The following is a 25178-nucleotide window of genomic DNA, read 5'->3' as shown; positions in this document are numbered from 1 at the left end:
AAACTAGACATACTGTTACTCTTTTTTTCTTATTAATGAGCTTAAATAAAAGGTAATAAAAATTATTATCACGTTAAGTCCGCTAAGGGCAGTAGCTTCTCTATAAAATCTTGAAGAAGAAAGAGAATAATTCACTATACTTGAAAGAGGGAAATAATCTCTAATTTGCATTGTATAGCTAATTGTAAATTCCCCATATATTATTGCAAAGATTTGTAGAAATGAACTTAAGAATGAAGAAAATAGTAAGGGGAGTTCAATCTTTGAAAAAATAACAAGCTTATTTGCACCATCTACTTTAGCGGCTTCTATTATTTTTTTATCAAAACTTAAAATTGGTTGATATAGAAAAGAGTACGCTAAAGGTACACTTATTAAAAAAAAGCCCAATATAATCAAAATAAAAAATGGAATATTATATAAAATGTTTAAATACAATAAAGCCATTCCTAAAAATGCCGAAGAAATCCCAAAAGTTGACATAATAGCGATATTAATGATTTTATTATATTTTTTTAACAACAAGTATGCAGCAATTGTTGCGAGAATTCCTGTAATAGCTGAAACAGAAATAGAATTAAAAATTGACTGAATTACAGGGAATCTATTGTTTAGTTCTTTTGAAAAAAGGTTAATAAAACCACTCAGATCGAATTTTAAAGTTATAAAATTAAAAAAGCAAGAAGCAATACCTATTATAACTAAAGAATACTCAAAAACAAGATAAAAAATAGAGATTACAAGGCTCAATTTTCCAGTTTTTTTATTTGCGCTATATTCTGGTTCATTATACTCAAAAGATTGAGGTTCAAACTTTGACATAAATATATTTATTAATGTAAGAACTATAAATTGAATAAGGGCATATGATAACGCTTTGGAAAAATTCAATGTACCTTTAAGAGTAGTTGCAATTGCGACTTCCAGTGTTGAATATTTAATTCCACCGAGATTTAAGACTATTGCAAAACTAGTAAAACTATATGTAAACACCAAAAAAAATGCCCGTGAAATAGATGGAAGGATTAATGGAAGTTCTATATAAAAGAAAGTCTTAACTTTTCCTGCACCTTCAACATAAGCAGACTCTTTTAAACTTTGTGGTATTCTTCTTAATCCTTCAGAGAGGTACTTAACAAAAATTGGAGAGTTATAAAAAACATGAGCTATTATAATTGCAGTGAATGAATACATTATATTAATCTTTATACCACTCTTAGCTAATAGTCCTGTTGAGGAAAACAGCAATGAAAAAGCAATCACTGCCGAAACAGGTGGAAAAAAGAAAGGAATAAAGATCGAATTTTCAAGTAGTTTGGATAATACTCCTTTGTTTTTGGCAGAAAAGTAACTAGGTAAAAGTGTTATAAAAAAGGAAATGACTGTGGATAAAAAAGATTGATAACAAGTAAAACCTAGGATCCGCAAAGTTTGCGGATCCTTTATGTTGATAAGGTCTTTAGGTTGAAAGAAATCTTTAAATAACATAAAAAAAGGGAAAAGAAGTAAAAATAAAAAAAATATTGCGAATAGATTATTTTTAAATTGTTTTTTCATGGTCAAAAAATCAAATCCTCCCATTCTTCGAGCCATTTATCTAGATTTCGTGAGATTTCTTCTGCAGGGATAGTAAGAATTTTTTCTGGAATTATTGCATATTGATAAACTTCTGGTAATTCTACACTCGTTACAGGGAACATCCATTGATTTAATGGAACTTCTTTTTGAAAATCTTCTGTAAGTATGAATTCTATAAATTTTTGAGATAACTCTAAATTTTTTGTCCCGTTTACAATTCCTGCTCCTTCAATTTGTACAAAAGCTCCTTCAATTGGAATAAAGACTTTATATTTACTTGTCCCATAGTAATATTGAGAATATGCATTGTCTGTAGCATAACTAACCATCATAGGGGCTTGTCCTAACTCAAAAAGCGAAAATGCGTCATCCCAACTTGGAGTAATTGTTAAAATAGCAGGCATCAATTTTTCCCAAAAATTTTTCCAATTATTTTGATAAACAGCTATTGTCCACAACAAAAACGATTGTCCTGGACTAGATGTTCTTGGATCTTCTATTAATAATGAATTTTTATATTTCGTAATGTCTTCAAAAGATATTAGTTCGTCCTGTATTTTTTCAGGGTCATAAATTATAGCTATTGCCCCGTAATCAAAAGGAACAACATAATAATCTTGATCCATAATAAGTGATGGATCTTTAATTTTATTTATATTATTAGGTTTGTAAGGTATGAGAAGATTTTCTTCTTTTGCTTTTAATGTTAAAGCTTGATCAAGACCTATAATTACATCTGCACGAGGATTTTTCTTTTCAAGAATTAATCTAGTAAGTACATTTCCAGAATCACCTAATTTAACCACCCTTACTTTGCAATTATTAATTTCTTCAAATTTTTGGATAGTCCCTTCTTCAATCCAACTCAAACTTTCGTAAATATAAACAACTAATTCATTAGAAAAAACCAGTGAAACAATCATAACTAATATAAATACTAAAGTTCCTTTTTTCACCAAAAATCACCTCTTTGAAATAAGATATTGACAAACAAATAAAAAACCTGCTTTTCTCCAGGTAATAAAGAAAAGCAGGAATAAATTACTTTTGGTTGAATTAAGTCAAAATAACCACTTAAGCCTTCCTCCGCCAGTATTACCTGGATCAGGTTCTGGGGTCGATGTGTTTCACCTAACACATCCTCTCAGCCATAAAGCTCCCCCGGCACTTGAACTATTAAATTTTCTCATAAAGATTATATCACATCGCCAAAGAAAAATAAAATATAGTATATTAATCAACTATTAATAAATTAATGTATAATATAAAAGGTGATAACTCGTGCGGAAAATTATTATTTTCACATGCATTTTTTTAAGCTTAATTTGTATAATTATATTTTCGTTATTTTGGCAAAAAGAAGAAATAGTTAATACTGAAAAATTATCCAAACAATTGATAAAGATTGAAGATGTTGATGGAAATAACTATCCAGATTTTTTAGAATTAGATGCTCAGGATAGCTATTCATTTAGCTATTGGTTTAACAGTATAATTCTTAATATCATTAATGGATATATAACTTTGCCTTCAAATTATGAGGATTGTGCAGGACTAATCAGATTTGCCTATAAAGAATCTTTAAAAAAGCATGATCAAAATTGGATAAAGAATACAGGTTATAAAGGAATTGTTAAAGAAGATGTTAAAAAATATAACTATCCAGATATTCCTTTCTATGGAACAAATATTTTTAAAATAGATAAAAATAACATCAATCCGGATAGCTTTTCAAATTATGCCTCTGCGAGAGTATTGATTGAAATGAACATGGATTTTTTATCTAAAAATATTGAAGTTGCACAGAGTGGAGATATTTTGGTATTTTTTCATCCAGAAGATCCTGAATTTCCTTATCATGTTATGGTGTATTTTGAAGATCCGGTTAGTTTTGAAGAGTATGCAATCTATCATACAGGTCCAGTTGATGAATTTAATAGTGGGGAATTTAGGGTAGTGAAAATAAAAAATTTGTATAAAGCCGATCCCACTTGGATGGCCGTTCCAGAAAACAAGAGTTTTATGGGTGTTTATAGATTTAAAATATTGAATTATTAACAATATTTAAATCTCAAAAAGAGATAACTGAGAATTATTCTTTTGCTTATTATTAGTAAGCAACGATCTTACTATATCAGGATTATTGTATATTTTTCCATAGTACTTTCCATTGCAAGTTATAAAAAACCTTGCTCTTTTTAAAGCTACACCAATGTTTTTGAGATTTTCAAAGTTAAGAAAATATTTTTTTCTGTAAGAAATAATTTTTTTGGCAGATTTAAGACCTATTCCAGGTACCTTTATTAAAAGTTCATAAGGTGCAGAGTTTATTTCAACGGGAAACATTTGATAATTTCTCAAGGCCCATTTGGTTTTAGGATCCAACGTGTCATCTAAAAATTGTTCTTCTTCATTCAATATTTCATTTGAGGAGAAACCATAATATCTCATTAACCAATCTGCTTGATATAATCTAAGCTTTCTTGTAACAGGAGGATTTTTAATATTTGGTAAACGATAATCTTGATTTACCCTTTGAAAAGCCGAATAATATACACGAGTCAAATGAAAGTTTAAATATAGCTTTTCAACAAGTTTGATAATATGAAAATCACTTTCTGGAGAAGCCCCAATTACCAGTTGAGTTGATTGTCCTGATGGAATAAAAGTCGGGCTATATTTGTATTTGTTCTTTTGGTCCATCCATTCTTGATAATGTTTCCCTACATAATTCATTGGAGATAAAATAGCACTTTTATTTTTATCAGGGGCTAAATAAGAGAGGCTTTTTTCTGAAGGCAATTCTAAATTGACGCTCATTCTATCTGCATAAAATCCAGCTTGTTTGATTAATTCTAAATCAGCGCCAGGAATGATTTTAAGATGAATATATCCAGGGAAATTATGTTCTTCCCTTAGTTTCTTAGCAGTTAAATAAAGTGTATTCATTGTAGTGTTTGGAGAACCAAAAACTGCAGAACTTAGGAATAATCCTCTTATTAACTTTCTTTTGTATAAATTCAGAGTCAAGTTTATCAATTCATCCATTTTAAATGTTGCCCTAGGGATATTGTTACTTCGTCTGTTAATACAATAGGCACAATCATAGATACATGAATTAGAAAAAAGAACTTTCAACAAAGGCATGCATTCGCCATTTGAAGTCTTGCTATAGTATATAGACCCAGGCATATTGTCATTTTCTAAATTAGTTACAGTATCAATGATTGAAGGTTCGGTATCTACATCAAATTTGGCTGATGATGAGAGTATATCTAATTTTTCTTTAATATCCATATTTTATCACCTTAAAAACTATCTTATATTTGTTTGTATACCTTAATTATATCATCTTTTTTTAAAACTTTAGTATTTTTTATCTGAGGATTAATTTATTGATATTAAAATCGCTATATTGCCTTTTAACTTGAAATAATTCAGTAGAATTGGCAATTGTTATATAGCCCTTTTCTTCATCTTTCAAAAAATTTTCAAAAAAGTTTATGTCTTCTTCATTTGAAAGGCCTGGGACAAAAGTCATTCTGAATTCATAATCAATTGTCGAGTTTCTGAGAATATCGATGGTTCTAGATATTTTGAAAAAAAGATAATCGTTTTTTCCAATAAGTTTAGAGTAATTTTCCGGTTTTGCTTTAATGTCTAATGCTATATAGTCAATCATATTATTCTCAATCAGACATTTTACCATTTCTGGGTTTGTTCCGTTAGTATCCAGTTTTACTGAATAACGAAGGTGCTTCAGTTTTTGAATAAATTTAGGTAAATAACTATGAATTGTAGGTTCTCCGCCTGTAATACATACTGCAGAGATTCTTTTCTTTAGATATATTAGTTTATTCAAAACATGAATTTCTTCCATTGATGAATAATTTTTGGTGTAGGCTATCTTCCAATTATGGCACCATGGACATTTAAAATTGCAACCTGGAGTGTAAACAACAGCACAGATTTTTTTAGGATAATCAACAAAGCTGAACGTTCTAATACCTGCAAAATTAATTTTTATCATCCTCACTTATATAAGCAATATACCTACTATTATATTTATGTTTCGGATTTGATTATTTTTACAAAATATCTACCAACTTCTAATCTTTATTAACTCTTAATTTCTTTAAAATTTGGTACTTGTACTGAGGTGGGTGAGGGCGCTGCCCTAGACCCGTTATAAATTCAAAAGTTTTTTTAAAAACCGGTATTTTTAAAGTTCATAAACTTATTTAAAAATATCTTTAATTTCAAGAATGCTTTCAACATAATTTCCTTCATTACTAAAAATTAATAAAATGAATTTTTATTTAGATTAAATTGAATTCTTTCTTTATATTCTTGCTGCTTACCATCATTCCAGTTTTGAATAGGTCTATAGTATCCTACTACTCTCGAATATACTTCTGTATCTTTTCTGCAATCAGGACATTTGAAATGTTCTCCAGCGATATATCCATGTTCATGGCAAATTGAAAATGTTGGTGTAATGCTCATATATGGTAAGGAATAATGTTCAAATGCAAACTTAATAAATTCTTTTAATACTTCAGTATCTGTTATCTTTTCTCCAACAAATATATGTATAACAGTGCCTCCACTCCATTTGTTTTGTAGGTTTTCTTGGTGTTCTAACAAATCAAATGGATCTTCAAAATAATTTACTGGTGGATGAACAGAATTTGTATAATAAGGTCTTTCATTAGTCCCTGCTTGTTTTATACTATCTCCAAATGTACTTTTATCAATCTTAGCCAGTCTATAGGTAGCCCCTTCAGCGGGAGAAGCCTCTAAATTATATAGGTTGCCAGTCTCTTTAGTAAATAAATTCAGTTTGTCAAGCATGTAATCCATAATATCTTGTGTAATCTTTTTACCTTCTTTACTGCAAATACCATTTTCTATTCCAAAATTTAGTAGACCTTCATGCATTCCAACGAAACCTACAGTTGAAAAGTGATTAGCCCAATATTGACCAGTTAATTCATACACACTGTTCAGATATACCTTTGTATAAGGATACAAACATTGAGAAGTCCATTTTTCCAGATACTTCCTTTTTATTTCTAAACTATCTTTAACGACTTCCATAACTTCTTCTAAAAGTTCATAAAAGGATTGCATGTTTTGTTTAGATAAATACATTAATCTTGGAATATTTATAGTTACTACTCCTATAGAACCAGTTAAGGGGTTTGAATTAAATAGTCCCCCACGTCTCTTAAGTTCAATTTCTTCTTTGTTTTCATTAATAAAACCGAAAGAAAGATCTTTCATGTGTTTCAAAACCTTTTTGTTATCAAGTTTCAATCTGCAACACATCGATCTGGCATCTTCTGGATTCATGTCTGAATTTATGTAGTTTGCAAAATATGGAGATCCATATTTTATGGTTAACCTTAAAATATCTTCTGCAATTTGGCTATTCCAATCAAACTCTTTAGTGATATTATATGTGGGAATAGGAAATGAAAAAGGCCTTCCATCATAATCTCCATTAATCATTATTTCGATAAAAGCTCTATTTATCATATTCATCTCTTTTTGAAATTCTGCGTATCTTTCATCTTTTTCTTTTCCTCCTATAATTACCTTTTTATCTTTATAATTAGAAGGGGGAGTAAGATCAAGCGTGATATTACTAAAAGGAGATTGAAAGCCTACACGCGTAGGAACATTCATATTAAATATGAATTCTTGCATTGCTTGCTTGACCTGCTGATAACTTAAATTATCATATCTAACAAAAGGTGCCAAAAGGGTATCAAAATTTGAGAAGGCTATTGCTCCTGCAGCTTCTCCTTGCATTGTGTATAAAAAATTAACAGCTTGACCTAGTGCAGTTCTAAAATGTTTTGCAGGACCTGCGGCAATCTTACCAGAAACTCCATGAAATCCTTTTCTTAATAATTCTTCTAAATCCCAACCCACACAATAAGTAGACAATGCTCCTAAGTCATGGATGTGAATAAATCCATTATTATGAAGTTCGCTAATTTTCTTGTTTTGTTTTGAATATATTTCATCAAGCCAAAACTGTTTAGTGATTTCTTGGTGAATATGATTGTTTAAACCTTGAAGTGAATATTGCATGTTTGAGTTTTCCCTAACTTTCCAATCTTTGTTGTTAATGTAATCATAAATCAAATCCATTATTTTCCCTCCAAAAATTTATCATTTTCCTGCAAGAAGACTCCCACTTCTGTAAGTGGGTGATGAATTGCAGTTATAAAACATACTAAATCCTTTCCTAAACATATAGGGCTTAACTAAATCTGTTTTAACTGGCTTAGACATTTCCATTAGCTTAATATATTTACCTTTGTTCTGTACACCTTGAACTGAATATTTTTTGCTCTCAAAGATAACGATATCTTTAGGCTGATAAGCGTATCTTTGCTTACGAATATTTCTTCTGCCTTTTGATTTTTTAGCTCCACGATACTTATGAAGATTTTCTTCATTTAAGTTTTTGTTCCGTGTCCTTCTACCACAGAAAAGCTCTTGTCCTGTTTTAATAGACTTATCTCTTATATCAACATATTTTGCATCATAGAACTTTTCGAGTGAACGATTGTTTCTCCTAATTTGCTCAAAATAGATAGGTTCTATTCTCTGTTGATTAATTCCACCTGCTATGCAAAATGCATCGTTATAATGTGTCTTTTCCAAACCAAGACTTACTCTTTTGGATTTTGTAATATAACCGTAAGTGTAGTCACACATCAGCGCATTGACCAATTTCCATCTTATAGTAGACATAAATGTTGCGTCCTTTAATGGTTTTTGAACAGGCTTCATTCCATACAATTTACCTCCATCAAGGTAAGTCAGGCCGAAGCCTGTAGGTCCACATCGCCAATGTTATAGCAGGTTTAATGGTAACAGCACTTCTCCTACCCCTCAGAGATGTTTAACCATTACCCTCAGAGCATGGGACTTGTGGAGCATCCCACGGTGACTATATATTCTGCTATAACTAATCATTAGCAAAAACTAATGACATAGGCTAATCAACCGAGCTTGTATTTCTTCAAGCCCCCGCCTCTAGGGGCGGTGGGTAATTGACATGTTTATGCCTATTTTTTTGTAAATTTAAACTATATCTGATAAAATAAGGATACAAAGATTAAAAATAGAAATAAACTAATACTATATATTGTACCATTAATAATATTTAAATACAACAATTAGTACTACATTTTAGTAAAAATATTCTTATATGCTTAACAGGCTGACTAAAAGAGCTTCTTGTTATTCGTTTAATAAATTTACTAAAAAGGAGTAAGAGAAATGGAAATACAAAAATTGAATCACTTGATAGAAAATGAGATAAAAAAAGTCAGAGAGTCTTTTGTTTTTAAACCTCAAGAAGTATGTTTGTCTCCAAAAGAACTTGCAAAGTATATAGACCACACGTTATTAAAGGCTTATGCGACTTCTAAAGAAATTGATAAACTATGTATTGAAGCCGTAGAAAATGAATTTTGTGCCGTTTGTGTTAATCCGACTTATGTTTCTTTGGCAAAAGATAGAGTTAAAGGTTCTACGGTCAAAGTAGCTACTGTAATTGGTTTTCCTTTAGGTGCAAATACGATAGATACAAAAAAATTTGAGGTTCAAGATGCGATAAATAACGGTGCAGACGAATTAGATATGGTCTTAAATATAGGGAGACTAAAAGCTGGTGAATTTGACTATGTATATGATGAAATTTCTTCAATTGCTAATATAGTTCATAAGTCCGGAAAAGTTTTGAAAGTAATAATTGAAACTTGTTATCTCACAAAAGAAGAAAAGATAGCAAGTGTAGTTATTTCCAAATTGGCGAATGTTGATTTTGTGAAAACCTCTACAGGGTTTGGAACAGATGGGGCAAAGGCAGAAGATGTGGCTTTAATGAAGTTTGTAGCTGGTCCAAACATAAAAGTAAAAGCTTCTGGTGGAATAAGAGATTTAGAAACCGCTATGAAAATGATTAATGCAGGTGCAGACAGAATAGGAACGAGTTCAGGGGTTAACATAGTAAAAGAATAAAAAAAGGGAGCGTATTAACGCTCCCTTTTGCCTTTTATTTAGGTTTTTTCAGATTATGGTCGTTATTATAAAGGTCTAACTTTAGAAGCTTGTGGACCTTTATCGCCTTTAACTACCTCGAATTCTACGTCTTGGTCCTCTTCTAACTTTTTGTATCCATCCATCTGAATAGCGGAGAAATGAACAAATACGTCATTCCCATCTTCACCTGTGATAAAACCATAACCCTTTTTGGAATCAAACCACTTAACTTTACCTTTCACTTTGTATCCTCCAAATTTCTACCGAGCCACCCATTGTGACTTTCGGTTTGTGTTGCTGAAGAAATTATAATACAGAAATTATTCAAATGCAAGTAAATTTTATGTTAACTAAGTATGTGTATTTGTTGAAAGAGATGATATAATATATATAGAACAGAAACTTAAACAAATAGTAGGTTAATGTTATTTGCCTTTAATAAAAAATTGATAAATTTGATTGAATTCACAAATTAATATTTTTTGGTGAGGGAAGTAATTGTATTCTCTCTCATTATTTTTATTTAAAATGGTAACATTTCTTAGGTTTTTTGTGGAAAAAAGTTAAAGGAGGAACATAAATGTTAGATGTAGGAGATTTAAGAAGAGGACATTATATACTTTATCAAGGTAGTATTTACAAAGTTATAGAGGCTAATAAGCATTTCATGGGAAGAGGTAGTGGACTTATTAGAACACGCTTAAAGGATGTTAAGACAGGCCTTATAAAAGAAGTTACTTTTCCCAGTGGTGAAAAAGTAGAGGAAGCTGACATATCTTTTCAAAAAGCTCAGTATTTATACAATGATGGTGATCATTATTATTTTATGACTTTAGATGATTATGAACAGTTTGCATTACCAAAAGAAGAGATAGAGGATGTAAAATTTTATCTTATAGAGAATCTTGAAGTTGACTTAGTCTTTCATGAAGGAGTGCCAGTTTCAGTAGAATTGCCAGTTGTCGTAGAATTAACCGTGGTTGAAACAGAACCCAATTTTAAAGGAAACACTGTTTCTGGTGGAGGTAAACCTGCAATTTTAGAAACAGGTCTTAAAACTACAGTACCATTTTTTGTAGAACGTGGAGAAAGAATTAAGGTAGATACTCGAACAGGCGAATATATAGAAAGAGCATAATTAAAAGTTATAAAAATAAAGGGCCCGTACGTACGGGCCCTTTATTTTTAGTGCTGATTTCTTTTAAAAATATTTAAAAACCAAATGATAAATGGTATAATATTGGAAAGGTTACCACTATTATTAATTAAGGAACTCAAAAATATACTAATGATTCTGACCAAGCTAGCAAAATTTTCTGCCCTTTTATTCATAGTTTTATTTAGCAAGAAGGAAATATCTATATCCAGGGCGGAGCCCTCATCTCTTCTTAGTACAAGTACTAAAAATTTAAAGAAATTAAGAGTTAGTGAAGTTTAGAAGTAGTAAGGTATTTTGTAAATAATTAAATCTAAAACATATATATTATAATAAGAATTTTTGAATTTTTAAGATAGGTAAGGATTATAGTCGAGAAGGATTGTTGAAAAATTTCAATTTTGGAGCATTTATAAATCTATATTTTTGAGTTTTTAAAGGCGGCATACTATTATGCAAAGGAGGAGTTAAAGTGAAGAAATTTTTAGTTTTTATGTTTTGGTCCATTGTTATAGTTATATTAGGATTTTCATCTACTGTCTCTCCAGTATGGGAAGATCAAATCATTTACTTTATAATGATCGATAGATTTGCAAATGGAGATACTTCGAATGACGTACTTACTGAATCAGGAATTGATAGTGGTTATGTTAATTCGAAATATAATGGTGGGGACATACAAGGTTTAATCAATCAATTAGATTATATTGCTGAGTTAGGTGTCACTGCTATTTGGGTTACTCCCCCAGTTGCAAATCAATGGTGGGATGGTCTTGTTGACTATGGTGGATATCATGGTTATTGGGCTAGAGATTTTAAGAATGTCGATGAACATTTTGGAGATATTGAATTATATAAAAAATTTGTAGAAGAAGCCCATAAAAGAGGAATTTATGTTATTCAAGATATAGTTACTAACCACACAGGAAACTTTATTTCTTATAGGGATGGGAAATATTATCTGAATGATCAAAGTTATCCTACTAATAAGCCAGAGCAATATCCTTTTAATATGAACGACTATAATGATCCTGAGCAGAGAAACTTAAATATATATCATTGGCCTTCAGAAGTAAAAGAACCAAATCGATATAATACAGAATTTTCTGATTTAGATGATTTAAATACCGAAAATCCGATTGTTATAGAAGCTTTAAAAGATTCCTATTCATTTTGGATTAAAGAAGCTGATGTAGATGGTTTTAGAATAGATACTGCAATTTATGTTGAACCTGAATTTTGGCCAGAGTTTCTTGAAGGAGAAAAAGGTATTTTTGAGGTTGCTTCAGAATTAGGAAAAAATGATTTTTTAACTTATGGAGAAGCTTGGCTTAATCCTATGCCCTTTTCAAATGATGCTGAGAAGGAAATAGAACAATTTTTTAATTGGGGATTTAACTCGATGCTAGATTTTCCTCTTCATACAGATATAAAAAGAGTATTTAAAGAAGGAAAACCTACTTCTTATATAAAATATCGTCTTGAACAAAGAGAAATAATGTACAGTAATCCTGCAAGAATGGTTACTTTTGTTGATAATCATGATATGGATAGATTTTTAAAAGCTTCAGATATTAATAGTCTTAAGCAAGCTTTATCTCTAATTTTTACTATTCCAGGTATTCCTACCATTTATTATGGAACAGAACAGAATTTTATAGAAACTAGAGCTACGATGTTTGCAAATGGTTTTGCTTCTGGAGGTCAAGATCATTACGATATAAATACACCTACTTTTCAATTTATAAAAGAGCTGTCAGAATTGAGAAAAAACACACCAACCTTTAAGCATGGAAAGATAGAAGTTTTGTTCTCAGATGATCTAGGGCCGGGTCCTTTAGTTTATAAAATATTTGATGATTCAAAAATGTATATTGTGATGATGAATACTTCTTCTAATAAGAAACACGCAACAGGAATGGATTTCAATATAGAAGATGGGAGTGTACTAAGACCTTTAGTTGTAAATAATATGGTTAATAAAGAGATAGTATATTCAAATCCTTATAATATTTTATTAAATGCTAAATCTTTAGGAATTTTTGAAGTGACAGACCAAAAAGAAGAGGTAGCCAAAAGTGGAATCTCTGTAGAGATAAATAATTTATCTGAAAATAATACATTTACTGATAATTTTGTGTTAACTGGTACAGCTTCCGGAGCAAAATCAGTAAGAATTATCGTAGATGGTGAGGAAAAAGAGTATGCTAAAATAGATTTAAAACAAGGCATAAATGAACCTTGGGAAGTAACCATAAATATCTCCGATTTTACTCCTGGGACACATAAAATAATTGCTAAGGCATATGGTAAAACACCTATGATAGTTGAATACTCTAAAGAATATACCGTAAACTTTGATATTCCAATGATTTCCTTGAAGGTAGTTGAAGATCCTAAAGGGGATGATAAAGGACCTTATGGAACTTACTTTTATCCCAAAGATTCAACTTTTAGTAGTCAAATGGACATTAGAAAAGTTGAGTTAGTTCAAATAGGTACTATGTTAAGAATGATAATAACTATGGATACGGTTACCGATTCCTGGACTCCTGCAAACGGATTTGACCATGTAACTTTCCAAATTTTCTTTGATGATCCAAGTAAACCAGGAATAATTGAATTACCTCTTCAAAATGCTACTATGCCAGATGGGTATGATTGGAATTATGGTATGTGGGCAACAGGTTGGGGTATTTATTTATATAGTGCTAATAATGCATCTGCAGAAAAATTTGGAGATCCAGTAACCCCTTCTCCAGAAGCTCAAGTTAATAAGAAAGAAAATACCATTACTTTTTTTATTCCTTTGTCAGTGCTCGAAACAAACGATTTATCTGGTTGGAATATATATATTACAACATACGATTATGACGGTATTGAAGGAGTTTTAAGACCATTAACACCAGAAGGAGGGCAATGGGCTTTTGGTGGAGGAAAAACAACTGATCCTAAAATAATAGACGATTTATTTATAAAAATTGATAGATAAAAACAAGAGGCCCTGATCATCAGGGCCTCTTATAATTATTATTTACTAAAAATTACCAGGCTCTCTTTCTTTTCCAGTCACCACGTAAATAGAAGTAAATGAATACCAGAGCTTCAGCAATATCACCGAACATGTATGAAAGCCATATCCATATTATTGATAAATTTAAAAACTTAATTGTAATGACCAATATAACAAATTGAACTGCCCACCTTGAAAAGATGCTGGATACCAAATAAGGAAAATTATATCCTGAAGCAGAAAAAACACTAGCTAAACCCATTCCATATCCTAAAGCAACAAGTCCAAGTGAACCAAATTTTAAAAAATCCGAACCTAGTTTTATAACCTCCGGATCTTTAGTAAAAAATAGAATTACCTCTTTTCCAAAACCAAAAGCTAAGAAAATAGATCCACTCATTATTATTGTTGCAACTACAGCAGCTAAATGAGAGGCTTTTTCTGCTCTTTGTATATTTTCAGCTCCTAAACATTGACCTACAACAGATGATGATCCTGAAGTAAGTCCTGATAAAGGTACAAAAGCAAATCCAAAAAGTCTTCCAGCTATTCCATTAGCTGCAATTGCAGCTGTACCGAACATTGAAACAAAACCTAACACTACAATATTTGAAAGATTTCTAAAAAAGATTTCTATACCGTTTGGTAGTCCTATAGTTAATAATTTTTTATCAATTTGAGGGTTAAGCTTAAATAAACCTTTTATTGAAGGTTTTACATTATGGGTTCTTGTAAATAAGATTATGAATCCAATAAGAAAAGATATAGTTTGAGATACGACAGTAGCCAACCCAGCTCCGAACACCCCTAAATTAAGACCTTTTAAATTAGTAAAAGGAATCGTTTCAAACATAAATACTGCGTCCAAAATGACATTTAAGAAACTAACTAAAATCATAATACTCATAGGTATTTTTGAGTCTCCTATACATCGAAAAACAGTGTTTATCGAGTAGGAAGAAAACATTATGGGTAAGAAAAAAAGTCTAATATAACCATAATCCAATCCATGTTGTACAACATCTGCTTCAGAAAACAACAGCATTAAAGGTTTTAATAAAACAGCAATTAAAACCGCTGCGATTGATGCCATTAAAAACTTAAAGCTAATTGTTTGTTCTATAGCTATTTTAGTTTGTTCATAGTCTTTTTGTCCATAAGCTTGAGAAATTAAAGATATAGAACTGGAACCAATAATTTCGTTCAAGGCGGTTACAATCCAAAAAATAGTTGAAAATAAAGTAACTCCTGCCACTGCTTCACTTGAGATTTTGCCAACCCAGTATATATCTACCAAATCATATACCATTTGAGCAGCATATCCTATCATTGTAGGAATGGACATAGTCAATATTTGTCTTAAGAGAGGACCTTGTGTTAAATCTTTTTCCATTACTCTCCTCCGAATATTATTAGAACAATGTAAATTTAGTTTTTTACAAATTATATTTACTTATAATTATATCAAAATATTATAAAATCAATATTGAAAAGATTTTTATTTAACAAGTTGTAACATATGATATACTATTAGAATGAAAAAACAAAAATATTTTTTGTACTGAAAAACATTCAAAACAGCAAATAGAATCTAAAAAAATTCGATAATTTGCACTAAGGAGGAAGCAATATGGAGAATGATCTTTTAGGTCAGCCTGCTCAAATGGAAAAGCTAATAAGAGAAATCTGTTCTAAAATTAAAAGTGAAGGTAGGAAAGTTTTAAAAGATTTTGATATTTCTCCGGCCCAATTTGATGTTATGCAGATTATATATTTTAGAGGTCCAAAAATGCTTAGCGACATAAGTAAAAGACTTGGAATAACCAAAAGTACAACAACAGGTATTGTAAGTAGGCTAGAAACAATGGGATACCTGACTAAAGAAAAGTCTCCTGAAGATCGAAGAGTTTATATGGTAAATATTACCCAAAAAGGAAAGAATATAATTGAAGAAGTTATTGAAACTAGGGTAAAATTAATAGAAAAAGTTTATAATAAATTGGGAGATAAGGTTAGAACTATAGAAATATTAAATGAGATAAATAAAATCATGAATGAAACCAAATTGAGCTAGGAGGATAAAAATGAACAAAAAATGGAACATTAGCAATTTGGCTATTTTAGTTCTATTAGTTGTACTTTGTAATATTTTAGCTTTTTCGAGTTTTGGATTTTCTTATATTATAAATATTGATGCATTGCCTGGTAGTGCAGTCTACTTTGGTGGCAATCTTCTGGGAATAGTCAAAGAAGTCCCCGCAAAGTTTGAAATTATTGATAATTCTAGTGGAGTGTTAAGAATTCTGAAAAACGGATACACTGATTATATTGTTAGCTTATCCTTGATTGGAAGTGAAGCTACAATAGTAGCCGAACAAGTGCCTTTGTCAAAACTTCTTTTAAATTCGGAGTTAGACGAACTTTATTTAGAATACGAATATAAGGGAAAGAAAGAAAGTGTCAATATACAGGGAGTCAAAGAGATAGAACTCCCTTACATAATAGATCAAATAATATTAAAAAGTGAAGGTTATCATGAAAAGATAGTTAAATTAGATTTGAAGCCTTTTGGGAAAGAAGAAATTAATGTTGATTTATTAGGATTAGATGAAATAATTTTAGATTCGCTTCCACAAGGAGCTGATGTTTATGTAGAAGATATGAAAGTCGGAACAACCCCCTTAAAACTGAAAAAAGATAAATTAAACAAAGTAATTGTAAAAAAGGAAGGCTATATAGAACAAACTTTGGAGAATGTAAATGTAAATGATAAAATTACTATAGAACTTAAACGTGGTATTGAGGTTTTTATTGATAGTACGCCAAAAGAATCAGGAGTTTTTTTGAACAATAAATATATAGGAACTACTCCTTATTATGGGATTTTTGAACCTGGCGATTATATATTAACGATATCAAAAGCTGGATATGAAACTAAAGAACTAAGATCACAGTTTACAGAAAATGGAATTAATAAGTACTATGTAGAATTAAATGAAACAAAAAAGTTGGTTGGTTTACTAAATTCAGAAGATTTTGAATTTAATATTGATGGTAAATATTTGGGAAAAAATATTGATTATATCAATTTAGACAATAACATGCATTTAGTGAAACTATCTTCAGATAGTGGCAAAATGGATTTTTTGATAAGTAAAGATCTTATAGAATCCAATTATTATTATGATTTAAGAAAAATTAGTGCAATTAATGTGTACAGTATTGAAGAAAAAGTTGCTAGCTTATTAGGGAAAACTCAAAATATTCCAGCTTTTTTTGTTTTTCATACGTTAAATGGTGGTCAGTTTGTGAATGTAAGAACCGTTAGTAGAACTTTTTCTGTGTTTGCAGAACCTTCAAATAGTTTGGATATTTTTGTTGATAAAGGATTTGGAGCTCTTTTTGTTACCACAAATGTTAAAAACCCATTGATTTATATAGACGATAAATTTGTTTCAAACGATCGATTACTAGGTTATCCTTTAAAATCAGGGGTACATAAAGTTGAGTTGAGATATCTAAATGAAGTTAGAACTCAAAAAGTTCTTATTAAAGAAGGAGATAAAACATTTTTAAATTTTGATTTTGATATAAAAATTCCTGTAAATGTCGTTTGCAGCGAAGGAAGATTTGCAGTTAATTCGCAGGAATATCTTTCAACATCTCAATTACTTTATTTAAAAGCAGGTCCTAACGTTTTTTCAAATGGTACATATTCGATAGTTGTTTTTATTTACGAGCCTCAATATATTGATTTGGATAAACTTATAACGGGGGTATAATTCATGCAAATAAGACTATTTTTTACTTTATTAATTTTGGTTTTTTCTATAACTATTTTTTCACAAGTAAATATTGTTGATCTTCCAACTTCTTCTCCTCTTTATTCTCAAGTAATAAAAATGGTTGAAACCGGTATAATGTCTATAGACAACCAAGGAAGATTTCGAGGAACCCAAGAGGTTCTGAGATATGATTTAGCTGAATTTGGCGTAAATATGCTTGATTATTTTGATAAACGTTATAATTCTCAATTGAATGAGCTAAGTAAAAAACTTTTATCCCTTGAGAATCAAAATTTGAATTCAAGAATTAATAATATAGAAAGTACTCTATTTGCTTACGACGATAGATTATCTTACCTAAATTCAAGTATTATTCAATTGGAACAAAATGTTTCAGATATATTAGCAGTTATTCAGCCCGGTCATCCTCTTAATAAAGATAATATTGTATTTCAAAATATTTTGCAATCATCAAAAGCTGTGGCACAACAAGCAGCAGAAGAAGAAGTTAGAAATATTGCAAATGATACTCTAGCATCTCTATCCATGTTTGAAGATAGATTGATCGAGTTCGAAAAAGAAGTTAATATGCTTAACGAAAAGTATGATAAATCACTTGAAAGTTTGAGCAGTTTAATTGTTACCGTTCCTCAAGATACTAAAGAGGAATTTCAAAATTATATTGATATAACAATAGAGAAAGAAATAGATGCTTTAAAAACAAGTTTAAGAAGTATAGCTAAATATCAAACCGCTTTGTTGGAAAGTTCACTAGACAGTACACTAACATCATTAGATGTAAGAGTAACTACGTTAGAAGGACGTATAAGCCCATATGACTCTAGTTTATATGATCTAAGAAAAAAAGTTGAAGAGAATGAAGCTAAGATTAATTATATTTTGACTAATTATTCTTCTGAAGCTACTTCTTTAAAAAGACCTGATGAATATGATTTATTAGGAATTAAAACAGATATCGAAGCACTAAAAATTCGTACAGATAACTTTGCTTCCGATCTTTCGCTTCTTTCTGATCAAGTTTATGAGAACAAATCTCATATAGATACTTTTGAAGCTAGACAAGTCTTGTATGATAACAAAATTAATGAGATGCAAAAAAAGTATGAAAGTTTGGTAGAACAAATAATAAATCAAAACAAAAAACTGGATAATATTATGTATGAATTATCTAGTCTTTCACAAACCGGCACGCAATCACAAACTATAGAAACTAGTCCAATAGATATTAAAAATCTACAAGAAAGAGTGGCAAGTTTAGAAAGAACTTTTGGGGTTTATTATGACCAAGTTAGCCAGTTATCGTATTATGCTGTTACCTTTGAAGATATACAAAACAATTATTCTGACCTAAAAAGAATTTTAGACAAAAATTCTACCCAAGTCGAAGAACTAAAACAAAATTTAGAGGTTTTAAGTGCACAAATCAAAGCAATAACAAGTTTAACTGATTTAAATCAAGACTCATTGACTACCTTAAAAAACATGTCAACAATATCTCAAAAATTATATAGTATAGAATCAAATTTGGAAATATTAAACAGAAACAATTACAATATCAGTAATGAAGTAGTTGCATTGGATAATAGACTGTCAAATATAGAAAAAACTCTTGGTGATTTTCAAGTAAGTTCTTCAGAAATAAAAGAATTAAAAAGCGCTTACGATCAGCTTTTAAGTAAATATTATGATTTAAAAATCGAAGCAGAGTATTATACAGATCCAAAATTACTTAAAGATGATTTAAAGATTGAGCTATATAATGAACTTTCTTCTGAGATAATTGTTTTAGATAAAAATATTGTAGAATTGGATAATAATTTAAAAAATTTAGAATCACGGATTTTGCAAATTGAAAAGGCTATGATCTATTATGATGAAAATATGTCTCAGGTTACCTTTAATACCCAAGAAACCGCAACCAAGGTAGTAGAATTAGAAAAGAAAATAGAGCAAAAAGAAAGTAAGGACTTTTCTACGACGTTTATTACGAGTCTGTTAGGGGTTGCTGTCGGTGCATTAGTTACATGGCTTGTATTGTCAACGGGAGATTGAATTTAATGTAATATTTTTATAGTAATATATTATTTGTTTGATGCAAAAAAGTAGGAGAGAAAATTATGAAGAAATATGGACTTGCTTTAGGTAGTGGAGGCGCCAGAGGCGCTGCTCATGTAGGGCTTATAGAAATTATAAATAAGAGAGAGATTAACATAGAAGTTGTAACTGGTTCTAGTGCTGGAGCTATAGTAGGAGCTTTCTTTGCGTTATATCCAAAGGCTAATTTAGTACGAGTTTTTGATAGGGTGATAAAGAAAAATATAGATATAATTAATTCTAATTTTAAGATTTTAAATAAAAAAATAACTAATTTTCCTAAAATGATTGCTGGAAAAAGTTTTTTACAAAATGATTTTGTTTATGATATTTATAAAGAACTTTATGGAAGAAAAAGATTTTCAGAATGTAAAATTAAGCTTGGAATTGTATCATACGATTTAGAAAGTGGACAAGAAATTGAAATTACTGAAGGATATATTATCGATGCAGTGATGGCTTCGTCTAACGTTCCTGGGGTCTTTCCACCTTTAAGACTTGGAGGCATGCAGCATCTAGACGGAGGTGTGTTGAATCCTATTCCAGTTAATTTTGCAAAAAAATTGGGTGCAAATTATGTAATAGCCAGCGATTTATCTTATCAAAGTAATAATAATATTAAATATGATAACGGACTGGATTTTTTGCTTTCGATAGATGATAATAAGAATGATTTGATGAATAGATATGAATTAAAAAATGCAAACGAGATATATAAATATCCATTGACATACTCATGGGTGGATTTTTCAGCATTTAACGATATATATATTCAATCAAAGAGTTATATTATTGAGCAACTTGAAAGGGAAGGGATACAATCTTGAATTTGGTTATGGGTGGATTTTTTGAAGGTTTCTATTGGGAATCTGGGGTTTTAGAATTTTTAGCTAAGCATGAAGAAAACTTAACAATTTATACATCAAGTGTTGGTAGTTTGAGAGGGTTATTTTACTCAATGTATGGTGAGAATTTTTTTGGACGATTAAAAGATTTTATCAACAAAAAAAACAACCCTATTAAAGATATTATAAGTTCGTTTGAATTGTACAATAATTTATACGCCCAGACCACTGCCCTAATTAGGTTAGGAAGAGGAAAGATGTCACTATATGAACCACAAATATTAAAAGAATTTTTAAAAGACTATTTTGGCAAAGATACTTTGAAATCATTAAATAAAGATATAAATTTTGAAGTATTTGAATTAAAGAGCAAAAAAGTTGTTAATCTAGATAAAAATACATCTATAGTTGACATGTTAATGATGGAATTAGCTTTTCCTCCTTATTATCCATATTATCTATATGAAGATGGCTATTTTATTCCTTCATCTTTTTTGTCTCTTATTCCACAAAAATTCTCAAGCGACTCTCTAATTATATCTTTTGATTCGAATTTGGATTATCCTATTCCTAAAAATACTGTAGAGATACTTTTAAAGGTTTCTTATTCAAGAAGTTTAAAAAATTATCAAATATTAACTGAAAAATTCACAAAAATCGAGCCTAAAAAAAATTTAACTTCTTATTTTGATATGTCTGCTTTTTTTGATGGTCAAAGTCGAATAAAAGAGTGGTGGGATAATAAATGAAAAAGTTTATTAGTTTTGTTCTTGTTTCTTTTTTTATTTTCATTTCAATCTTATCTTTTCCTGCGACTATCAATGTAAAGGCTGATAGTGTTAAGGGAGAAGAAAAAAGATATATATTAACCGGTAATGTCTTTATACAAAAAGATGATCTTATTATAACTACAGATTATGCCACTATATCTTTGGTAAATGATGATTGGAGAGATGTTGAGACAAACAAAGTTCATATCAAAGGAGACTCATTTGAGGCTACGTCTGATTATTTGATTTTTGATCTACAAACTGAAAAAGGAACCTTAAGATACAATGTTGAAAGTAATATATCTATCGAAGAATCGTTTATTCAGATTTTTTGTGATGAACTTGTATTAGACAACAGTAAAAAATTATATGAGGGTTTTTCAAAAGAACATGTTCTAATTACAAAAGACGATTATTCAATTAAATCCAAAAGATTTAAATATGAGGAAAGTGCGACTTTACTGTCACTTTTTGATAATGTGAAAATTGTGAATGAGAGTAAAAAAATTGATATGGATTCTCAAGTAGCGTATTTTAATACAAAAACCAATGAGATTGAAGCTCAGTCAGTTAATTTAATTCTTCAGGTCGAAGACTGATTGTTTTTACATTCTTGATATTAAGGACTTAAGAAATGAAGAACTTCTAAAAATGGAATTTTGATTTATAAGGGTCTCGGGCGAAGCCCTCCTTCCTTCCTTAAGTACCAAATAGTTTAAAGAAAGAATAATTAGTAAGGAATTTTGATTTATAAGGGTCTAGGGCAAAGCCCTCCTTCCTTCCTTAAGTACCAAATAGTTCAAAAAAATTAAGGATAAATGAGTATTAGAATTGTAGAGGTATTTATATAAAAATTATGGATCTTAAAATAGATATATAAAATATGGGTTTCAATTATTTCTAAAGTGAGTAATTCGAATATCTTAGGAGGATAAATTTCATGAAAAAATTTTTTATCTCTGCAATAGTATTATTATTTTCCTTACTTTGCTTTTCTCAGGTAAGATATGATTTGGGCTTTTCAGTATTAAACGAAAAAAGCGAGTTTGATTTGGCTTTAAGAGTTGGTTTGGAATCTAACGATTTTAATTTTAGTTTTGATTTTAGCCCTTCTTTTAATGATACATTGAGTCTTATCACTATAATGGATGTATCAGCCGAAATTTGGGAAATTAATGATAATTTATCTTTAGATGCTGGTTTATTATGGATGAATGATAAATCTAAGAGAGGAACTTATGCTTATTCTGCCTTAGATATATATTTTAAAGGAATTTCTTCAAAAATATGTGTAGGATATCCGTTTAAAAGTAAAAAAGAATTTTTAGATTATTTTGTTATAAAAATAGGTTATGAAGTTCCAAAGCCACTTAATTTCATAGATGATTTAAAAATGGAATTAAGATTGGTAAATGGAAGAATTGATTTTTCAATTTTTCTAGTTGAGCCTTTTTGAAATATAATATCGAATGAAAAGAAAAGAAGGATTTCTGCTTGTTGAAAGTATCTTTGAATTATTTATAGTATCTATTAGTATGTTGATAGTTCTTTCAACATTTATTGGTACTTTTTTTCTTTTAAAAGATGCTTTAGAAGAGATAATAGATTTAAATATTCTATCAAATACAGTTATGGAAATAATTATTGTCTCAAAGAATGAAATGAAAAACGTAACTTCACTTTCTTCTGGGCAATTTTCTTCAAGTATATTGGGGGATAGTGTAGAAGGAGGAAAAGTTGGATTTTCTTTCGACTCACTAACCCAAAAACTATTGAGATATAAATATAGTAATATTACGAAGGGATATACTTTCATTTCTCAAAAAATTACTGCTTTTTCATATGATGGTAAATTCATAATAGTAACATTAGATAGAGATTATATTATAAAATTGTTTGTAAAAGACCTAAGATAGCTTTTTAGGCGCTTTCTTGGTGTAAGTAGGAGGATATAATCATTATGGCAAATGAGATAATTGAGACATATAAACTTTTAGAAGAAAGGATTAGATCAGAGAACGTTCAAATATATTTTGATATGTTAGATTCACCTTATCCTGCCTTTAAATCTAAGGCTATTCAGGAATTAACTAAACAAAAAATACAGACTCCGATAGTTAAAGACTTTTTACAAGATCCTGATAAAGATGTTAGATTTGCTGCTTATAGATACTTAGAAAAAATGGGGCTTTTAGATGAAAAAACAGTTAAAGAGTCACTGAAAGACATCTCCCCCAACATTAGAAAAGAAGCTATTATTAGTTACATAAGTATGGGTATGGAACCAATAGAATATATTTTAGACTTTGCTAAAGATCCAGATCCAATCGTTAGGTATCAATTGTTAACTACATTTCTTGAGTTTTATCCAGAAGATTCAAATAAATTGATAGAAATATTAAAAGATGATCCTTACATAAAAATAAGACAGTTAATTTACGCGTTGGATAATATTTCAGATACTTTAGTCTCTATAAATATTGAAAAAAGCGTTAAAACCATGGCTTTAAAAAGATATTATGAGGCTTCGGATTCCATCACCTTTTTTAACACACTGAAAGAGGTATATTTTGAGTGCGATATTGATACAAAAAACTTAATTATTAAATTCTTTTCTGGAATTCCTTGTGAAATCATAAATCAATTTATGGATAAAGTTATGAATGAAGAATCGAATTTAATCATTTTACAAAATGCTGCTAAAACTTCTAAAAAGGTATGTGGAATTGATGCAATTCCTTCGTGGCTGATTGAAAAGTTTATACAGAGTGATGATGCTCGTATAGTTAAGTATGGTCTAAGTTTAGCAACTGAAAAAGAAGATATGGGTTATGTTGAATTATGTAGAGAATTCTTAGATGCAATAGATGATGATTTAGTTATAGGAGCTACCGATTATTTGCTGCATTTTCAGGATTACTCATTAGTTGATTATGTGAGTGACTTCTTAAATTCTTTATCTTCAAAAAGAATTAGAGAGGGCTTAAAAATAATTCGAAAATTAAAATTAGAGAATTTTGTGGGAGATGCTTCAAATATAGCATCAAATAAAATATATCCTGTATCTATAAGAAAAAGTGCGATTAATTTATTGAAGTTCTTCAAAGCTAAAGATTATTGGGAGATTCCTCATCAAATTCTTAAAGATCCGTACGAAAGCGGAAGTTTAAAATTAGCAGCACTGAATGCGCTTCTAAGATTGAATGCGGAGATGGTGGTAAATATTTAATAATATATTGGATACAATGTTTGAACCCTATTGTATCATTTGCAAAAGTAAAATATCTTTTGGGAAAATAGTCTGTGAAAATTGTTTAAAAAAAACATATGCACCCTCACTTACTGAGGGTGATTTTAAGGTATATCACTATGGAAAATATGAAGAACCTTTATCACAACTTATAACTGAATTTAAATATAATTCTCATCCAAAAATAGGGAAAATTTTTGGAGAGAAACTAGCTTCTTTATTCTTAAAGTTAAACTTTCCAGCTTTGAATTACTATGTATCTTATGTTCCTTCAAATTATATAAGTAAGTTTGAAAAAGGTTTTGTTCCTGCCAAACTTATAGCCATATATTTTTCAAGTATTTTAGGATTTCCTTTAATAGACCTTTTTATTTCTAAGGCTTTAAAAAAACAGGCTCAATTGTCTTATAAGCAAAGAAGTAAGAATGTGCACAATAAAATCAGATTAATTCAATCTCCCCCTGAAAACATTATAGTTGTAGATGATGTATATACTACAGGTTCAACAATGAATGAAATTGCGAATTTATTAGAAAATAAATGTGAAGTAATTATTGGATTGACAATGGCTAAAACGATTCATAATCATTCTTTATAAA

The 25178-nt window shown here is 29.8% G+C and carries 22 protein-coding genes and 1 riboswitch; of the genes, 14 read left to right on the top strand and 8 right to left on the bottom strand.

From position 1 onward, the window contains the following. Window positions 1-15: 15 nt before the first annotated feature. A complete protein-coding gene (locus DTL3_RS00235; RefSeq protein ID WP_045088488.1) occupies window positions 16-1557 on the bottom strand; it encodes an ABC transporter permease in 1542 nt (513 codons plus the stop codon). A 2-nt stretch (window positions 1558-1559) separates the two neighbouring features. Next, the gene (locus tag DTL3_RS00230; RefSeq protein WP_045087015.1) at window positions 1560-2534 is read right to left on the bottom strand and encodes a thiamine ABC transporter substrate-binding protein; all 975 of its coding nucleotides are present in this window, start codon (window positions 2532-2534) and stop codon (window positions 1560-1562) included. 108 nt (window positions 2535-2642) lie between these two features. After that, window positions 2643-2751, bottom strand: a riboswitch (TPP riboswitch). Window positions 2752-2859: 108 nt separating this feature from the next. Here DTL3_RS00230 and DTL3_RS00225 point away from each other — a divergent pair. Next, window positions 2860-3636, top strand: a complete 777-nt coding sequence (locus DTL3_RS00225; RefSeq protein WP_052670176.1) for a DUF1175 domain-containing protein — start codon at window positions 2860-2862, stop codon at window positions 3634-3636. Between the two features lie 6 nt (window positions 3637-3642). Here DTL3_RS00225 and DTL3_RS00220 read toward each other — a convergent pair whose 3' ends face one another. The 4 genes from DTL3_RS00220 to DTL3_RS00205 all read right to left on the bottom strand — a co-directional run bounded on the left by DTL3_RS00220 (window position 3643) and on the right by DTL3_RS00205 (window position 8388). After that, entirely contained in the window at window positions 3643-4875 is a 1233-nt protein-coding gene (locus DTL3_RS00220) for a putative DNA modification/repair radical SAM protein (protein ID WP_045087014.1), read from the bottom strand. Window positions 4876-4954: 79 nt separating this feature from the next. Beyond that, on the bottom strand, window positions 4955-5608 hold the full coding sequence (locus DTL3_RS00215) for an anaerobic ribonucleoside-triphosphate reductase activating protein (protein ID WP_052670175.1): 654 nt from the start codon (window positions 5606-5608) through the stop codon (window positions 4955-4957). Window positions 5609-5877: 269 nt separating this feature from the next. Further along, complete coding sequence (locus DTL3_RS00210) at window positions 5878-7740, bottom strand: ribonucleoside triphosphate reductase (protein ID WP_045087013.1); 1863 nt, start codon at window positions 7738-7740, stop codon at window positions 5878-5880. Between the two features lie 21 nt (window positions 7741-7761). Continuing rightward, entirely contained in the window at window positions 7762-8388 is a 627-nt protein-coding gene (locus DTL3_RS00205) for a hypothetical protein (RefSeq protein ID WP_144403440.1), read from the bottom strand. 492 nt (window positions 8389-8880) lie between these two features. Here DTL3_RS00205 and deoC point away from each other — a divergent pair, with 492 nt between their 5' ends. Next, entirely contained in the window at window positions 8881-9624 is a 744-nt protein-coding gene (gene deoC / locus DTL3_RS00200) for a deoxyribose-phosphate aldolase (RefSeq protein WP_045087012.1), read from the top strand. A 65-nt stretch (window positions 9625-9689) separates the two neighbouring features. Here the strand turns inward: deoC and DTL3_RS00195 are convergent, their stop codons facing one another. Beyond that, a complete protein-coding gene (locus tag DTL3_RS00195) occupies window positions 9690-9887 on the bottom strand; it encodes a cold shock domain-containing protein (protein ID WP_045087011.1) in 198 nt (65 codons plus the stop codon). A gap of 338 nt (window positions 9888-10225) precedes the next feature. On the opposite strand from DTL3_RS00195, the gene efp reads away from it, so the two are divergent. Continuing rightward, a complete protein-coding gene (efp, locus tag DTL3_RS00190; RefSeq protein WP_045087010.1) occupies window positions 10226-10783 on the top strand; it encodes an elongation factor P in 558 nt (185 codons plus the stop codon). 490 nt (window positions 10784-11273) lie between these two features. Next, window positions 11274-13793 (top strand): alpha-amylase family glycosyl hydrolase, encoded by a 2520-nt coding sequence (locus DTL3_RS00185; RefSeq protein ID WP_045087009.1) that lies wholly within the window; start codon window positions 11274-11276, stop codon window positions 13791-13793. 52 nt (window positions 13794-13845) lie between these two features. On the opposite strand, the gene DTL3_RS00180 is transcribed toward DTL3_RS00185, so the two are convergent. Then, complete coding sequence (locus DTL3_RS00180) at window positions 13846-15207, bottom strand: MATE family efflux transporter (RefSeq protein ID WP_171820563.1); 1362 nt, start codon at window positions 15205-15207, stop codon at window positions 13846-13848. A 237-nt stretch (window positions 15208-15444) separates the two neighbouring features. Between DTL3_RS00180 and DTL3_RS00175 the strand changes: the two genes are divergently transcribed. The 10 genes from DTL3_RS00175 (at window position 15445) to DTL3_RS00130 (ending at window position 25177) form a co-directional block, all read left to right on the top strand. Then, window positions 15445-15888: a MarR family winged helix-turn-helix transcriptional regulator gene (locus tag DTL3_RS00175; RefSeq protein WP_045087008.1), complete on the top strand. Its 444-nt coding sequence runs from the start codon at window positions 15445-15447 to the stop codon at window positions 15886-15888. A 10-nt stretch (window positions 15889-15898) separates the two neighbouring features. Next, window positions 15899-17596, top strand: a complete 1698-nt coding sequence (locus DTL3_RS00170; RefSeq protein ID WP_045087007.1) for a PEGA domain-containing protein — start codon at window positions 15899-15901, stop codon at window positions 17594-17596. 3 nt (window positions 17597-17599) lie between these two features. Then, the gene (locus tag DTL3_RS00165) at window positions 17600-19672 is read left to right on the top strand and encodes a coiled-coil domain-containing protein (RefSeq protein WP_045087006.1); all 2073 of its coding nucleotides are present in this window, start codon (window positions 17600-17602) and stop codon (window positions 19670-19672) included. A 65-nt stretch (window positions 19673-19737) separates the two neighbouring features. Further along, window positions 19738-20541: a patatin-like phospholipase family protein gene (locus DTL3_RS00160; protein ID WP_045087005.1), complete on the top strand. Its 804-nt coding sequence runs from the start codon at window positions 19738-19740 to the stop codon at window positions 20539-20541. Beyond that, complete coding sequence (locus DTL3_RS00155; RefSeq protein WP_045087004.1) at window positions 20538-21308, top strand: patatin-like phospholipase family protein; 771 nt, start codon at window positions 20538-20540, stop codon at window positions 21306-21308. The genes DTL3_RS00160 and DTL3_RS00155 overlap by 4 nt, the downstream gene beginning before the upstream one ends. Beyond that, the gene (locus DTL3_RS00150) at window positions 21305-21928 is read left to right on the top strand and encodes an LptA/OstA family protein (RefSeq protein ID WP_045087003.1); all 624 of its coding nucleotides are present in this window, start codon (window positions 21305-21307) and stop codon (window positions 21926-21928) included. The genes DTL3_RS00155 and DTL3_RS00150 overlap by 4 nt, the downstream gene beginning before the upstream one ends. 341 nt (window positions 21929-22269) lie before the next feature. Continuing rightward, window positions 22270-22785, top strand: a complete 516-nt coding sequence (locus DTL3_RS00145) for a hypothetical protein (protein ID WP_045087002.1) — start codon at window positions 22270-22272, stop codon at window positions 22783-22785. A 13-nt stretch (window positions 22786-22798) separates the two neighbouring features. Beyond that, entirely contained in the window at window positions 22799-23245 is a 447-nt protein-coding gene (locus DTL3_RS00140; protein ID WP_045087001.1) for a hypothetical protein, read from the top strand. A gap of 44 nt (window positions 23246-23289) precedes the next feature. Continuing rightward, on the top strand, window positions 23290-24558 hold the full coding sequence (locus tag DTL3_RS00135; protein WP_045087000.1) for a HEAT repeat domain-containing protein: 1269 nt from the start codon (window positions 23290-23292) through the stop codon (window positions 24556-24558). A gap of 16 nt (window positions 24559-24574) precedes the next feature. Continuing rightward, window positions 24575-25177, top strand: a complete 603-nt coding sequence (locus tag DTL3_RS00130) for a ComF family protein (RefSeq protein WP_045086999.1) — start codon at window positions 24575-24577, stop codon at window positions 25175-25177. Window position 25178: the final 1 nt, after the last annotated feature.

It is taken from the genome of Defluviitoga tunisiensis (assembly GCF_000953715.1).
GTDB classification, from domain to species: domain Bacteria; phylum Thermotogota; class Thermotogae; order Petrotogales; family Petrotogaceae; genus Defluviitoga; species Defluviitoga tunisiensis.
Note: the sequence above shows the minus strand (reverse complement) of the source record. Positions and strands in the feature narration are given on the sequence as shown.

What these genes read in the sequence shown, in the direction of transcription:
- DTL3_RS00235 (WP_045088488.1), bottom strand. Translation starts at nt 1,557, where the DNA reads ATGAAAAAACAATTTAAAAATAATCTATTCGCAATATTTTTTTTATTT.
- DTL3_RS00220 (WP_045087014.1), bottom strand. Translation starts at nt 4,875, where the DNA reads ATGGATATTAAAGAAAAATTAGATATACTCTCATCATCAGCCAAATTT.
- DTL3_RS00215 (WP_052670175.1), bottom strand. Translation starts at nt 5,608, where the DNA reads ATGATAAAAATTAATTTTGCAGGTATTAGAACGTTCAGCTTTGTTGAT.
- DTL3_RS00210 (WP_045087013.1), bottom strand. Translation starts at nt 7,740, where the DNA reads ATGGATTTGATTTATGATTACATTAACAACAAAGATTGGAAAGTTAGG.
- DTL3_RS00205 (WP_144403440.1), bottom strand. Translation starts at nt 8,388, where the DNA reads ATGAAGCCTGTTCAAAAACCATTAAAGGACGCAACATTTATGTCTACT.
- deoC (WP_045087012.1), top strand. Translation starts at nt 8,881, where the DNA reads ATGGAAATACAAAAATTGAATCACTTGATAGAAAATGAGATAAAAAAA.
- efp (WP_045087010.1), top strand. Translation starts at nt 10,226, where the DNA reads ATGTTAGATGTAGGAGATTTAAGAAGAGGACATTATATACTTTATCAA.
- DTL3_RS00180 (WP_171820563.1), bottom strand. Translation starts at nt 15,207, where the DNA reads ATGGAAAAAGATTTAACACAAGGTCCTCTCTTAAGACAAATATTGACT.
- DTL3_RS00175 (WP_045087008.1), top strand. Translation starts at nt 15,445, where the DNA reads ATGGAGAATGATCTTTTAGGTCAGCCTGCTCAAATGGAAAAGCTAATA.
- DTL3_RS00170 (WP_045087007.1), top strand. Translation starts at nt 15,899, where the DNA reads ATGAACAAAAAATGGAACATTAGCAATTTGGCTATTTTAGTTCTATTA.
- DTL3_RS00165 (WP_045087006.1), top strand. Translation starts at nt 17,600, where the DNA reads ATGCAAATAAGACTATTTTTTACTTTATTAATTTTGGTTTTTTCTATA.
- DTL3_RS00160 (WP_045087005.1), top strand. Translation starts at nt 19,738, where the DNA reads ATGAAGAAATATGGACTTGCTTTAGGTAGTGGAGGCGCCAGAGGCGCT.
- DTL3_RS00150 (WP_045087003.1), top strand. Translation starts at nt 21,305, where the DNA reads ATGAAAAAGTTTATTAGTTTTGTTCTTGTTTCTTTTTTTATTTTCATT.
- DTL3_RS00145 (WP_045087002.1), top strand. Translation starts at nt 22,270, where the DNA reads ATGAAAAAATTTTTTATCTCTGCAATAGTATTATTATTTTCCTTACTT.
- DTL3_RS00140 (WP_045087001.1), top strand. Translation starts at nt 22,799, where the DNA reads ATGAAAAGAAAAGAAGGATTTCTGCTTGTTGAAAGTATCTTTGAATTA.
- DTL3_RS00135 (WP_045087000.1), top strand. Translation starts at nt 23,290, where the DNA reads ATGGCAAATGAGATAATTGAGACATATAAACTTTTAGAAGAAAGGATT.
- DTL3_RS00130 (WP_045086999.1), top strand. Translation starts at nt 24,575, where the DNA reads ATGTTTGAACCCTATTGTATCATTTGCAAAAGTAAAATATCTTTTGGG.